This is a genomic window from Defluviimonas sp. SAOS-178_SWC (assembly GCF_039830135.1).
Lineage (GTDB): Bacteria > Pseudomonadota > Alphaproteobacteria > Rhodobacterales > Rhodobacteraceae > Albidovulum.
In genome coordinates this window covers 773,027-786,536 of sequence record NZ_CP156081.1, presented here as the reverse complement: position 1 = coordinate 786,536, position 13,510 = coordinate 773,027, and the positions used below count along the sequence as shown (strand labels likewise).

General features: G+C 66.1%; 14 protein-coding genes. 7 read left to right on the top strand and 7 right to left on the bottom strand.

What is annotated here, in order from left to right; translation table 11 throughout:
- The first annotated feature begins 69 nt into the window (after positions 1–69).
- From V5734_RS04760 to V5734_RS04750, 3 genes are read left to right on the top strand one after another with little or no spacing between them, the layout of a single operon-like run.
- Complete coding sequence (locus tag V5734_RS04760; RefSeq protein ID WP_347312366.1) at positions 70–1,284, top strand: NAD(P)/FAD-dependent oxidoreductase; 1,215 nt, start codon at positions 70–72, stop codon at positions 1,282–1,284.
- Positions 1,281–1,844, top strand: coding sequence for a 16S rRNA (guanine(966)-N(2))-methyltransferase RsmD (gene rsmD / locus V5734_RS04755; protein WP_347312365.1), 564 nt, complete (start codon positions 1,281–1,283; stop codon positions 1,842–1,844). The genes V5734_RS04760 and rsmD overlap by 4 nt, the downstream gene beginning before the upstream one ends.
- Positions 1,841–2,488 carry an HAD family hydrolase gene (locus tag V5734_RS04750; protein ID WP_347312364.1) on the top strand — a complete coding sequence of 216 codons (648 nt, stop codon included), beginning with the start codon at positions 1,841–1,843 and terminating at the stop codon, positions 2,486–2,488. The genes rsmD and V5734_RS04750 overlap by 4 nt, the downstream gene beginning before the upstream one ends.
- 134 nt (positions 2,489–2,622) lie before the next feature.
- Here V5734_RS04750 and map read toward each other — a convergent pair whose 3' ends face one another.
- Positions 2,623–3,450, bottom strand: a complete 828-nt coding sequence (map, locus tag V5734_RS04745) for a type I methionyl aminopeptidase (RefSeq protein WP_347312363.1) — start codon at positions 3,448–3,450, stop codon at positions 2,623–2,625.
- Positions 3,451–3,553: 103 nt separating this feature from the next.
- Here map and V5734_RS04740 point away from each other — a divergent pair, with 103 nt between their 5' ends.
- From V5734_RS04740 to V5734_RS04725, 4 genes are all read left to right on the top strand, one after another.
- Complete coding sequence (locus tag V5734_RS04740; RefSeq protein ID WP_347312362.1) at positions 3,554–4,285, top strand: competence/damage-inducible protein A; 732 nt, start codon at positions 3,554–3,556, stop codon at positions 4,283–4,285.
- The gene (locus V5734_RS04735) at positions 4,276–4,986 is read left to right on the top strand and encodes a GNAT family N-acetyltransferase (protein ID WP_347312361.1); all 711 of its coding nucleotides are present in this window, start codon (positions 4,276–4,278) and stop codon (positions 4,984–4,986) included. Before V5734_RS04740 ends, V5734_RS04735 begins: the two co-directional genes overlap by 10 nt.
- 65 nt (positions 4,987–5,051) lie before the next feature.
- Positions 5,052–5,585 (top strand): peroxidase-related enzyme, encoded by a 534-nt coding sequence (locus V5734_RS04730; protein WP_347313573.1) that lies wholly within the window; start codon positions 5,052–5,054, stop codon positions 5,583–5,585.
- Positions 5,582–6,511 carry an OmpA family protein gene (locus V5734_RS04725; RefSeq protein WP_347312360.1) on the top strand — a complete coding sequence of 310 codons (930 nt, stop codon included), beginning with the start codon at positions 5,582–5,584 and terminating at the stop codon, positions 6,509–6,511. The genes V5734_RS04730 and V5734_RS04725 overlap by 4 nt, the downstream gene beginning before the upstream one ends.
- Positions 6,512–6,549: 38 nt before the next feature.
- On the opposite strand, the gene V5734_RS04720 is transcribed toward V5734_RS04725, so the two are convergent.
- From V5734_RS04720 to ilvD, 6 genes are all read right to left on the bottom strand, one after another.
- On the bottom strand, positions 6,550–7,455 hold the full coding sequence (locus V5734_RS04720; RefSeq protein ID WP_347312359.1) for a LysR family transcriptional regulator: 906 nt from the start codon (positions 7,453–7,455) through the stop codon (positions 6,550–6,552).
- A gap of 150 nt (positions 7,456–7,605) precedes the next feature.
- Positions 7,606–9,624, bottom strand: coding sequence for an NADPH-dependent 2,4-dienoyl-CoA reductase (locus V5734_RS04715; RefSeq protein WP_347312358.1), 2,019 nt, complete (start codon positions 9,622–9,624; stop codon positions 7,606–7,608).
- Positions 9,625–9,792: 168 nt separating this feature from the next.
- Positions 9,793–10,167: a hypothetical protein gene (locus V5734_RS04710; protein ID WP_347312357.1), complete on the bottom strand. Its 375-nt coding sequence runs from the start codon at positions 10,165–10,167 to the stop codon at positions 9,793–9,795.
- A gap of 10 nt (positions 10,168–10,177) precedes the next feature.
- The gene (locus V5734_RS04705) at positions 10,178–10,951 is read right to left on the bottom strand and encodes a DUF6478 family protein (RefSeq protein ID WP_347312356.1); all 774 of its coding nucleotides are present in this window, start codon (positions 10,949–10,951) and stop codon (positions 10,178–10,180) included.
- A 105-nt stretch (positions 10,952–11,056) separates the two neighbouring features.
- Positions 11,057–11,707: a hypothetical protein gene (locus V5734_RS04700; protein WP_347312355.1), complete on the bottom strand. Its 651-nt coding sequence runs from the start codon at positions 11,705–11,707 to the stop codon at positions 11,057–11,059.
- The gene (gene ilvD, locus V5734_RS04695) at positions 11,688–13,421 is read right to left on the bottom strand and encodes a dihydroxy-acid dehydratase (RefSeq protein WP_347312354.1); all 1,734 of its coding nucleotides are present in this window, start codon (positions 13,419–13,421) and stop codon (positions 11,688–11,690) included. Before ilvD ends, V5734_RS04700 begins: the two co-directional genes overlap by 20 nt.
- Between the last annotated feature and the right edge of the window lie 89 nt (positions 13,422–13,510).

The following is a 13,510-nucleotide window of genomic DNA, read 5'->3' as shown; positions in this document are numbered from 1 at the left end:
TCTCGCGTTGCGTTTTCCTGACCCCACGATATAGGGTCCGGGCGGGTGTCGGCCAGAGGGAGAATGCGGATGCGCGGGATCGTCATCGTCGGCGCGGGGCAGGCCGGGGCCGCGTTGGCCGCGAAGCTCAGGTCGCTTGGCCATACCGGCCCGATCACAATGATCGGCGAGGAGCCGGTCCCGCCCTATCAGCGCCCGCCGCTTTCCAAGGCATACCTTCTGGGCGAGATGGAGTTGGAGCGCCTTTACCTGCGCGCACCGTCTTTCTGGGAGGAGCAGTCGGTCACGCTTCGCCTCGGCGCGCGGGTCGAGGCGATCGATACGGCCGCGAGGACGGTCACGCTGGAGGACGGCGAGATCATCGCGTTCGACGATCTCGCTCTGACCACCGGCTCGCGCCCCCGCCGCCTGCCGGCGGCGATCGGCGGCGATCTCGGGCGGGTGTTCACCGTGCGGACACTTGCCGATGTCGACCGCATGGCGCCGGAGTTCCGCGCGGGCGCCCGCGCGCTGATCGTGGGCGGCGGCTATATCGGGCTGGAGGCGGCGGCGGTCGCGGCGAAACTCGGCCTCGACGTGACATTGATCGAGGCCGCGCCGCGCATTCTGCAACGCGTCGCCGCGCCCGAAACCTCGGACTATTTTCGAAAGTTGCACACCGCGCATGGCGTGACGGTCCGCGAAGGCATCGGTCTCGACCGGCTTGTCGGCAAGGACGGCAACGTCAGCGCGGCGATTCTTGCTGACGGCACCGATCTTGCCGCCGACCTCGTTATTGTCGGGATCGGTATCCAGCCCAATGCCGAACTCGCCGAAGCCGCAGGGATCGCGCTTGAAAACGGTATCCGCACCGACGCCTTCGGACGCACCTCCGCCCCCCATGTCTGGGCCGCCGGCGATTGCGCGTCGTTTCCCCATGCCGGCGGGCGCATACGGCTCGAAAGCGTCGGCAACGCCATCGACCAGGCCGAGATCGTGGCAGTCAACATCCTCGGTGCCGACACGCGATACGAGGCGAAACCGTGGTTCTGGTCCGACCAGTATGACGTGAAGCTCCAGATCGCCGGGCTGAACACCGGCTACGACCGGATCGTGACCCGGAAGGGCGACGGCGATGTGGTCAGCTTCTGGTACTACCGGGGCGACACGCTCCTGGCGATCGACGCGATGAACGATGCCCGCGCCTACATGATCGGCAAGCGCCTGATCGAGATGGGGAAATCCCCCGACCCGGCGGTGGTTGCCGACGCCTCTGCCGATCTCAAGCCGCTCCTGAAGGCATGAGGATCATCGGCGGCGCCAGACGCGGGCTTAAGCTCGCCGAGGTCGGCGCAGGCGACGCCGCCGCGCATCTGCGCCCCACCTCCGACCGTGTGCGCGAGGCGATCTTCAATATTCTGATGAATGGCCCCTACGGTAATCCGGTTGAAGGCGCCCGTGTCCTCGACCTTTTCGCCGGAACCGGTGCGCTCGGCCTCGAAGCGCTGAGCCGCGGTGCCGCGCGCGTGGCCTTCGTCGATGACGGCACCGCCGCGCGGGCCCTTCTTCGACAGAATATCGAGAAGATGCAGGCGATGGGCGTGACCGATGTCTGGCGCCGCGACGCGACCAGGATGGGGCCGAACCGGGGCCCGGGCTACGACCTCGTCTTCCTCGACCCGCCCTATGGCAAGGGCCTCGGCGAAGCCGCGCTCGCCTCGCTCTTGGAAGGCGGCTGGCTCGCCTCGAATGCGCTGATCGTGTGGGAGGAGAGTACGATCCCGCCTCCGCCCGCGGGATTTGCACCGCTCGACCAGCGTCGCTATGGCGACACGATCATCACGATACTGAAGGCCCCCGCATGACACCGGCTGCCGTTCTTTTCGACTGCGACGGGGTTCTCGTCGACAGCGAGCCGATCACCGATCGCGTCATCGCCGCCAACCTCGCGCGCCACGGGCTGACTCTGCCGGTTCATGAGATCGGGACGATGTTTCTCGGCGGCACCATTGCCGGCCTGGGGGAGGAGGCGCGGCGGATGGGTGCAACCCTGCCCGAGACATGGGTCGACGACATCTATGCCGAGCTATTTGTCGTCCTCGCCGAAGGCACGCCGCTCATTCCCGGCGTTCCGGCCCTTCTCGACGCTCTCGACGGCGCCGGTATTCCCTATGCCGTCGGCTCCAACGGGCCGCATGCCAAGATGGCGGTCACCCTCGGTCAGCACCCCGAGATCCATGCACGCTTCGTCGGCCGCATCTTCTCGCGCCACGACGTGGATCGGCCGAAACCGGCGCCGGACCTCTACCTTCACGCCGCGAAGGCGCTTGGCGCCGCCCCTGAATCCTGCGTCGTCGTGGAAGACAGCCCCACCGGCGCCCGCGCGGCACAAGCCGCCGGCATGAGGTGCTACGGCTATGCGCCCTCTGGCGACGTCGCCCGCCTGACAGCCGTCGGCGCCCGGCCCTTCCGCCACATGGACGAGCTTCCGACCCTTCTCGGTCTTTAAGGCGGTTCGAGTTCATATCCGGATCTCAAGCGTCAGAGTTCGAACGAGAACCCGTCAAGACATCTTCTGTTCCCAAATACTCTGGGTGTCCGGGGGCAAAGCCCCCGGCGGGTCGGATCGCGTCAGCGATCCGATCACTGCGTCGGGTAGAAACGTCCCGCAGGCGACAGGGTGAAGATCTCGCAACCGTCCGCCGTCACGCCCACCGAATGCTCGAACTGCGCGGAAAGCGACTTGTCCCGCGTCACCGCGGTCCAGTCGTCGGCCAGAACCTTGGTCTCGGGCCGGCCGAGATTCACCATCGGTTCGATCGTGAAGAACATGCCCTCTTCCAGCCGCGGACCGCTGCCGGCGCGACCGTAATGGAGTACGTTCGGCGGCGCGTGGAACACCCGTCCAAGCCCATGCCCGCAGAAATCGCGCACCACGCTCATCCGCTGCGCCTCGACATAGCTCTGGATGGCGTAGCCGATGTCGCCGAACGTATTGCCGGGGCGGACCGCCTCGATCCCCTTCATCAGCGCGTCATGCGTGACCTCGATCAGCCGCTCGGCCTTGCGGCTCATCGACCCGGCGACATACATCCGGCTCGTGTCGCCGTACCAGCCGTCGACGATCACCGTCACGTCGATATTTAGGATATCGCCGTCCTTCAAAAGCTTCGGCCCCGGAATGCCGTGGCAGACGACGTGGTTGACCGAAATGCACGAGGCATGCTGATAGCCGCGATAGCCGATCGTCGCCGACTTCGCACCCGCCGCGGTCACGCGATCCTCGATGAAACGATCCAGCGCCTCGGTCGTCACGCCCGGTTCGACAAGGGCCGCAACATCGTCGAGGATCTCCGCCGCCAGGCGCCCTGCCGCGTGCATCCCGGCGAAATCGCCAGGCTCGTATATCCTGATCCCGTCCTTCGTCAGACGGCCGCGCGGGTCATCCACCGGCTGCTCCTTCCGCTTCATGATCCGACTAGATAGTCAAGGAAACGCGCTTTGGCCAGAGCCGGGGGCTTCCGCCGCGCCCGACCGCGCCCTATACCCTTTCCAGTTGCGGAGGATCCGAGCCATGCCGAACCCAAAAGCCGCCATCCTGATTATCGGGGACGAGATCCTGTCCGGCCGCACCCGCGACGCCAACATGCACTACCTCGCGGGCGAGTTGACGCGGATCGGCATCGACCTGAAAGAGGTGCGCGTGGTGTCCGACGACCACGCCGCCATCGTGACGGCGGTGAACGCGCTTCGCGCCGCCTACACCCATCTCTTCACCTCCGGCGGCATCGGCCCGACGCATGACGACATCACTGCGGACGCCATCGCCGCCGCCTTCGGGATGGCGCTTCATGTCCGCGACGATGCCCGCGCCATTCTTGCCGCGCATTACGACCGCTCCGGGCTGGAGTTCAACGCCGCGCGTCAACGGATGGCGCGCATCCCCGAGGGCGCGACGCTGATCGAAAACCCGATCTCCGCCGCCCCCGGTTTCAGCCTCGAAAACGTCCACGTCCTGGCCGGCGTCCCGAGCATCTTTCAGGCGATGGTCGCCTCGCTCCTGCCGCGCCTCACCGGGGGCGAGCCGCTGCTCAGCCAGACGCTCCGGATCGAGCGCGGCGAGGGCGAGATCGCCGAACGGCTCTCGGCGCTGGCCAGCGAATTCGCCGATCTCAGCTTCGGCTCTTACCCGTTCATCCAGAATGGCGCCTACGGGTCGAACATCGTCATCCGGGGCACCGATCCCGGCCGGGTTGACACCGCGATCTCGCGGCTCGCCGCGCTTTTCCCGGCGGAATGCGGATGACCGACCTCTTCGCCGTGTCCGAGGCCACCTGGCCCGCTGCCGCACGCCACAGGGTTGGCGCCTTCATCATCCGCGAAGGCCGGTGCGGCGGCCAGCGCGTCTCGGCCGCGACCGCAGAGGGGCGCTGGAGCGAGGCCGATATCGACGCTGCCGAGGCGAAGCAGGCTGAACTCGGGCAGCCGCCGCTCTTCATGATCCGCGACGGGGAAGGGGCGCTCGACACGGCACTCGCGGCACGGGGGTACCGGACCAAGGATCCGGTCAACGTTTACGAAGGCGCCATCACGACGGTCGCGGCCGCGCCCGTATCGGGCATGACAGGTTTTGCGATCTGGCCTCCTCTCGCGATCATGCGCGACATCTGGGCGGAAGGCGGAATCGGCCCGGAACGGGTCGCGGTGATGGATCGGGTGACGGGTCCGAAGACCGCGTTCCTCGGCCGGGTGAACGACCGCGCCTCGGGCGCCGCTTTCGTCGCCTGCCACGGCGATACGGCGATGTTGCACGCGCTCCACATCGTTCCCGATCAGCGTCGGCAAGGTTCCGCCGTCAAGATGATGCGAAGAGCCGCGCTTTGGGCGCAAGATCAGGGAATGACGCGGTTTTCTGTCCTCGTGACTGCGGCGAATCAGCCCGCCAACGCGCTCTATGCTTCCCTTGGAATGCGGATTGTGGGACACTATCACTACCGCTCAAAATAAGCCCCGAGAGGCAAGGGGAGCAGTTGAAAGACGACGGCCACAGCCCCACCGCCCTTGATCTGCCAATGGTCAAGCCGCTTCCGGATGCGACCCGGAAGTATTTTGATGTGTGCAATGAAAAGCTCGGCCTCGTCCCGAATGTCCTCAAGGCCTATGCCTTCGACATCGACAAGCTGAACGCCTTCACCGGGATCTACAACAACCTCATGCTGGCCGAGAGCGGGCTGACGAAGCTCGAACGCGAAATGATCGCGGTCTGCGTCTCCTCGCTCAACCGCTGCTGGTACTGTCAGGTCGCCCACGGCGCAGCCGTCAGGGAGCTTTCCGGCGATCCGGTCCTCGGCGAGGCGCTGGTGATGAACTGGCGCGTGGCACCCCTGTCAGCGAAACAGCGCGCGATGCTGGAGTTTGCCGAAAAGCTGACCCTGTCGTCCTCGAAAGTCGAGGAAGCGGATCGCCAGGCGCTCCGCGACGCCGGCTTCTCGGACCGTGACATCTGGGACATCGCCTCCGTGACCGGGTTCTTCAACATGACCAACCGCATCGCGTCTGCGACCGGGATGGAGCCGAACCCCGACTATCACGGGGCGCATAGATGAAGCGCCTCTTCCTCGCCCTCCTCCTCGTCGCCCCCGCCGCACATGCCGCGCCGACGCTGTCATTGCCGCCGTCTTCGGCACGGACCGCCGAGGACCGGAGCGCGATGGGCAGCTACGCCCTGCCGGTCGGCCCCTGGGTCAACGGCAGGATCGAGACGGTGAAGACCGAGGGAGAGGTCACCCAGACCGCTTGGCGGGTCCGTGACGACAGCGTCACCACGATGGGCCTTCTTTCGACCCTGCGCGACCAGCTCGCGCGCGAGGGGTTCGACGTTCTCTTTGAATGCGATACCGACGAATGCGGCGGCTTCGACTTCCGCTTCGCAACGCCCTGCCTGCCGGAACCGGACATGCATGTCGACCTCGGCGACTTCCGCTTCCTCTCGGCCGCGCGTCCGAACGGAGACGCCAAGGACTATGTCAGCCTTCTCGTCAGCCGGTCGGCCGACAGCGGCTATGTGCAGATGACCCGAGTGGGCCCCGCCCTTTCCACCGCGCTGCCGATCGCCGCGGCGAGCTTCAGCCCGCGTGAGACGACGCCCACGGCCGACGCGCTCGGCGACCAGCTTCTGGCGCGCGGCAAGGTCGTCCTCGGCGATCTGAGCTTCGCGACGGGCGCGACCGAGCTTGGCGACGGGCGCTTCAACTCGCTTGCGGCCCTGGCGGATTTCCTCAGGGCGAATCCGGACAAGACCATTGCCCTTGTCGGCCACACCGATGCCGAAGGCTCTCTCTCGGCCAATGTCGCCCTGTCGCGGCAGCGCGCGAAATCGGTTCTGAACCGGCTCGTCAGCGTCTACGGGATCGACCCGGCACAGCTTTCGGCGGACGGCATCGGCTTTCTCAGCCCGCTCGCATCGAACCTCACGCCTGAGGGGCGGACCCAAAACAGAAGGGTCGAGGCGATGATCACCTCGACCCGATAGCCACACAAGCGGCCTAGCTCTTCACACCCGAATTCAGATCACCACTGATCCGGCCCTTTTTCGGCAAAGGATTGGGCCAGGAAGTCGATGAAGGCGCGAACCTTGGGCTGCGTAAAGCGGCCCGGCGGATAGACCGCGTAGATGCCAAGCGTCTCGACCGGCAGATCGGGGATCGCTTCCTCGACCAGACCCTGCTTCATCGCGTCGGCATAGAGGAAGGACGGCAGGTAGGCGATCCCAAGGCCCGAGATCGCGGCGTTCAGAAGCGACTGGCCGTCGTTGACCGTCAGCCAGCCGGCAGTGCGGACCTGACGTTTCTCACCCGAGGGGGCGGTGATTTTCCAGACGTTCCCGGCAGCCTGGTTGGAGTAATGCAGGAGCTTGTGCTCGTTCAGGTCGTCGATCTTCATCGGTCGGCCGTATTTCTGGAAATAGGCGGGAGAGCCGACCATGCGCTTGGCAGTATCGGTCAGCTTGCGCGCGCGGAGCGTCGAATCCTCGAGCTCACCGACCCGGATCGCCATGTCGAAACCTTCCGAGATCAGCTCCACATAGCGGTTGTTCAGCACCATGTTCACGGTGATGTCGGGATATTCCAGAAGGAAATCCCCGAGAATCGGCGACAGCAGATTCACCCCGAAATCCGTCGCGACCGAGATTCGGAGAAGTCCTGAAGGCGCCGATTGCATCGACGTCACAAGCGCGTCGGCCTCTCCGGCATCATTGAGCACGCGGCGGGCGCGATCATAATAAGCCAGTCCGATCTCGGTAGGAGAAACCCGGCGCGTCGTCCGGTTGAGGAGCCGCGCCCCCAGACGCGCCTCCAGCGATGATACGTGTTTGGAGACCGCGGATTTCGAAATCCCCATCTTCTTGGCCGCGTCCGTAAACCCCCCCTGGTCTACGACGGTGGCGAAGGCCTCCATCTCTGTAAGTCTATCCATTGTGCACCCGTCAAATACATTGCCCGCCGTGTTCTGGTATCGCGGTCAATTCGGGCAATATTGCGGAGCTTGGCAGACAAGACTGGGGTATTGTCGGGAACCAAAGTGGCAAGAATCCGCCGATCGGAGCCGATGTCTTAACAAACCGGCTCAGATCGAGGCGGCGAGCCGTGTTCCCTGGTCGATCGCGCGTTTCGCGTCGAGTTCGGCGGCCAGATCGGCCCCGCCAATGACATGGGTCACGACCCCTTTCGCGATGAGGGCATCGGCGAGGTTCCGCTCACTTTCCTGCCCGGCACAAAGCACGACCGTATCGGCCGGAATCAGCCGCGGATCGGTGCGGTCGGGGCCGGTCGAGACATGGAGGCCCTCGCTGTCGATCCGCTCGTAATTCATGCCGCCCAGCATAGTCACGCCCTTGGCCTGAAGCGTCGCGCGGTGAATCCAGCCGGTCGTCCTGCCGAGTTTCCGGCCCGGTTTCTCGGGCTTGCGCTGCAACAGTACCACCTGCCGCGCCGGCGCTTCGGGTTGCGGCGCGACCAGCCCGCCGCGCGCGGCCTCGGGGTCGGCGACGCCCCATTCGGCCAGCCAGTCGCCGAGATGAATCGTCGGGCTTTCGCCCGCCTGCGTCAGGAACTCGGCGACGTCGAAGCCGATGCCGCCGGCGCCGACGACCGCCACGCGCGACCCGGCCTCAGCGCCTTTCAGGACGTCGATGTAGGACAGCACATTCGCCCCGCCCTGCCCCGGAATCCCGGGATCGCGCGGGCGCACGCCGGTCGCGACGATGACCTCGTCATAGCTCGAAAGCATGTCCGCCGTCGCTTCGGCGCCAAGCCGCACCTCGATCCCGCTTTTCGCGACCATCGTCTCGAACCAGTGGACGAGACCGTGGAACTCCTCCTTGCCCGGCACCTGCCGCGCGAGATTGAGTTGGCCGCCGAGCACGTCGGCCTTTTCAAAGAGCGTCACCCGGTGTCCGCGCCCGTCGAGGGCGAGCGCCGCGGACAGGCCGGCAGGTCCGGCGCCCGCAACCGCCACGCGCTTCGCCGTTGTGACCGGGTCGAGCGTGAATTCCGTCTCGAAGCAGGCGCGCGGATTGACGAGGCAAGAGGAGATCTTGCCGGCGAAGGTGTGATCGAGACAGGCCTGATTGCAGGCGATGCATGGCGCGATCTCCGCAGCCCGGCCCGCTGCGGCCTTCGCCACGAAGTCCGGATCGGCAAGAAACGGCCGCGCCATCGAGACCATGTCGGCACAGCCTTCGGCCAGAACCGCCTCGGCGACATCGGGCGAATTGATGCGGTTCGAGGTGATGATCGGGATCGACACCTGCCCCATCAACTTCTTCGTCACCCATGCAAAGGCCCGGCGCGGAACGGATGTCGCAATGGTCGGAATCCGCGCCTCATGCCAGCCGATTCCGGTGTTCAGGATCGACGCGCCGGCCCCTTCGACCGCCTTCGCGAGCGTTACGACCTCGTCCCAACTCTGACCGTCCGGCACGAGGTCAATGAGCGAGATACGGTAGATGAGGATGAACTCCTCCCCCACCGCTTGACGAACCCTTTTGACGACTTCGATCGGCAACCGCATGCGATTTTCCGTCGTGCCGCCCCAGCGATCCGTCCGTTTGTTGGTATGGGTGACGAGAAACTCGTTGAGGAAATATCCCTCCGATCCCATCACCTCCACACCATCATAGCCCGCCTCGCGCGCCCGCGCGGCGGCGGTGGCAATGTCGGCGATCTGCTTTTCGATCCCCGCCTCGTCCAGTTCTTTCGGCGGGAAAGGCGAGATCGGCGACTTGATCGCCGAGGGGGCGACGCAGTCCGGCCCATAGGCGTAGCGCCCGGCATGCAGGATCTGCATCGCGATGCGACCGCCCGCGTCGTGGACGCGATCGGTGACGATCCGGTGATTGGCGATGTCGGCGGGGGTGAAGAGGCCGGCCGCGCCGGGAAACACCCCGCCCTCCCGGTTCGGCGCCATCCCTCCGGTGACCATAAGTCCGACCCCGCCCCGCGCGCGGGTCGCGTAGAACTCGGCCACCCGGTTCCAGTCCTTCGTCTCTTCGAGGTTGGTATGCATGGACCCCATCAGGACCCGGTTCGGCAGCACGATGTGGCCGAGGTCGAGAGGGGCGAGCAGGTGCGGATATGGCGGCATGGGCGGTCTCCTGACGTTGCCGGACGATGGCGCAGAACGCGGGCCGGGTCACTTCAAACGCTGCGTCAGGTCAATACGCAGGCACGAATTCTGGTGAAGTCCCGGCCCCATCGAAATGCATCGCCCCCGATGCACCTGGCCAGCCGCGCTTGAAATATCGCGTCCGCCCTACTGCCCGGACGTTGCGGCGCAATGGAAGCGGAACGCCTTCTTCAGCATGTCGAGTTCGGCCCTGAGCAGGTCGACCTCGGCGCGGATATCGTCCTCAAGCGGCTCCCCCGTGACGATCGTGAAATGACCCAGTGCGCCACCTGTGGCACCGTCGCGGACGAGGAAGGTCTGCACCCCGTCCGACAGAAGTTCTGCGGGAATCGGCACCGAGACGGACCAGCGCGAGGCACCCGCGCCGGTGACGCTGACATTCTCCAGTTGCCGTTCGAGATGCCAGACCTCGACTGCGGGCGCGGCCTCCCCCGGCGCGGCAAGCTCCGCCTCCCACCGTCCGGCCCATATCCTTGCCCCAGACAACAGCGCTTCCGCCATCTTCACCCCCTCAGATTTCCGCCCGCGGCCGGCGGCTCATCGTTACGTCGCGCAACACGATCTGGTTCATATCCGGCCCTTCAAAGATCAGGTCGATCCACGCCCGTTCCACCCGCTTCTCGTTCATCCTTGTATAGGCAAGGTCGAATTCCACCATGACCTCGTCGCTGCCGAGGGGCAGTTCGCGGACGATCTGTTCGCTGTTTGGTCCGTGCTTGATGTTGAGGCGGGCAAAGATTTCCAGCGGCCTTTCCGTCTCGACCGCCGCGTCCAGCCGGATGATATGGGTCAGGCGCAGTCCCCGGACCGCGTCATCCGGCAGGTCGATCACCAGCGAAAGGAACGATCCGTCGAACCGGAACACATCCATCCGAAGCCCGTAAGGTGCGAGATCGGTCGCGCGTCCGTTGCGGACCTGCCGGAGCGTCAACTCGCGCGTCCCGCAATCGTGGAAGACAGTCGTCTCGCTGCCGAAAATCGCCCGGTTCTCCACCCCGGCGATACCGGACGGGCTGATCGGGCCGCACCAGATTTCGGGGCGCCAGGCCCAGTCGGACATCGGTGGCTTGCGGATCGCGCTGGATCCGACGGCTGGACGCGCCAGTCGCCCGTCGGCGACGTGGAGGAACCGGTCGATCTGGCGCCGGATCTGGCGCGCCTGACCGCGCAGGGTTCGCACGTTCGACAGATCGGCCGTTCCTGCCGCGTCCGCCGCGCGCTTCCACCGCGTCAACGCGCGCCGGAACGTCAGCCGGCCGAGAACCTTGTCGAGCTTTTCACCCATCGAACCGCCGCTCTTGCCGATTATTCGGCTCAGGGAAACAGTAAATTCTTATCGTTTCCTTTCCAGCCGCGCGCAAGGCCGGCGGTCGGCGGAAACGCCCGCGCGTTATCCGGCCGGGCCAGGGCCAGCATTCGCCGCCCGCATCTGCGCGACCAGCGCCTCGAGAACGCGCCGTTTTTCAGACGAGGACAACGGCCGGTCCTTCAGGCCCAGCGCCGATAGCGTCACCATCCGCCCGCGCAACGCCAGGACCGCGCGCCAGTAATCGGCGTCGACCGCCGGTCCGGTGGCCGCCGAACTGTCCTTCACGTGAAGGAACAGCACATCATCCTTCGACGTGACGTCAAGCACCTCGACCGCCTCGCCCTTGCCCGACCGGCTCAGGGCCGCGCGGCCGGGCGCCGACCGGAAGAATGCCGCGAGGACGGGAAAGGACGCCGCCAAAGCCGGCGCTTCGGGCGCATTCGGCAGGACCGCGGCGGTCAGCAACGCAGGCCGCGCCGGCTGGCCCGCCGAGGCGGAGCCCGAAAGTGCGGCGCAGGTGCCGAAGAGAACGAAGGCGGCGTCCGGCCGGTCACGGACCGCGCTTCTGTCGATGCAGTAGCCTTGCGGACCCGTGACGACCACGGCACCGCCAGAGACCGCAATCGCCCGCGTCGCCGTACCGCCGGAGAGAAGGGGCGCGCCCGGAACACAGGCTCCGAGCGCGAGACAGACGGAAGCGACCAGCCCGGCCTTACTGATCCATGTAGACATGCCGCTCCGCTTTGCCGCCCGGATGGGTCACCGCGCCCTGCCGCGCGCCACCCACGAGCTGGGCATATTTCCAGAGCGCGCCGGTCGCGTATTCGGTCGCGCGCGGGCCTTTCCATTCCGACTTCCGCTGCGCCAGTTCCTCATCGGAAAGCGTCACCGAAAGCTCCCCCGTGACGGCGTTGAGCGTGATCATGTCGCCGTTCCTCAGAAGGGCGATCGGGCCGCCATGCGCGGCCTCGGGGCCGACATGGCCGACACAGAAGCCGCGGGTGGCGCCCGAGAACCGGCCGTCGGTGATCAGCGCCACCTTCTTGCCCATGCCCTGACCGGACAGCGCGGCGGTGGTCGCCAGCATCTCGCGCATGCCCGGCCCGCCTGCGGGGCCCTCGTTGCGGATGACGATGACCTCGCCTTCCTTGTACTGGCGTGCCTTCACCGCCTCGAACGCATCCTCCTCGCATTCGAAGACCCGTGCCGGACCCTTGAAGACCTGCTCCTCGGCGCTCATGCCGGCAACCTTCACGATGGCCCCGTCGGGGGCGAGGTTGCCCTTCAGCCCGACAACGCCGCCGGTCTTGGAGATCGGCGTCTCGACCGGATAGATCACCTTGCCGTCGACGGCGCGGTCGACGAGGTCGAGTTCCTCGCCCATGGTGCGGCCGGTCGCGGTGATGCAATCCTCATGAACCAGCCCGGCCTTGCGCAGCTCGCGCATCACGACCGGAACGCCGCCCGCCTCGTAAAGATCCTTGGCGACATAGTCGCCGCCGGGACGCAGGTTCACGAAATACGGCGTGTCGCGGAAGATGTCGCAGACGTCGAAGAGATCGAAGTCGATCCCTGCCTCGTGCGCGATGGCGGGCAGGTGCAGGCCGCCATTCGTCGACCCGCCGGTGCAGGCCACAACCCGCGCCGCATTCTCCAGCGACTTCCGCGTCACGATATCGCGGGCGCGGATGTTCTTCTCGATCAGGTTCATCACCGCAACGCCCGAGGCCTCACCATACTGGTCGCGGCTTTCGTAAGGCGCCGGCGCGCCGGAGGAGTTCGGCAGGGCAAGACCGATGGCTTCTGAAACGCAAGCCATGGTGTTGGCGGTATATTGGCCGCCACAGGCGCCCGCGCTCGGGCAGGCTACACGCTCCAGGATATCCAGTTCGGCATCCGACATCTGGCCCGCCTGATGCTTGCCGACCGCCTCGAACACGTCCTGAACGACGACATCCTTGCCATTCAGCTTGCCCGGCAGGATCGAGCCGCCATAGATGAAAACCGACGGCACATTGAGCCGCACCATCGCCATCATCATCCCCGGCAGCGACTTGTCACAGCCCGCGAGCCCCACCAGCGCGTCGTAGCAATGGCCGCGCATCGTCAGTTCGACCGTATCGGCGATCGCATCCCGCGAGGCGAGCGAGGAGCGCATGCCCTCATGTCCCATCGCGATCCCGTCGGTGACGGTGATCGTGGTGAATTCCCGCGGCGTGCCGCCGCCCGCCTTCACGCCCATCTTCACCGCCTGCGCCTGACGGTTGAGCGCGATGTTGCACGGCGCCGCCTCGTTCCAGCAGGTGGCGACGCCGACCCAGGGCTGGTGGATCTCGGCCTCGGAGATTCCCATCGCGTAGAAATAGGACCGGTGCGGCGCGCGCGCGGGGCCCTCGGTCACATGGCGGCTGGGCAGTTTCGACTTGTCGAACTGGCGGTTCTTCATGGGCTTGCCTCCCCTCACTCGGTTCGCTCTGCAATAGGCGAGCCTCGCGCGGGACACAAGCGCCCGGTCGGGCGACATTCGGGCAAAGC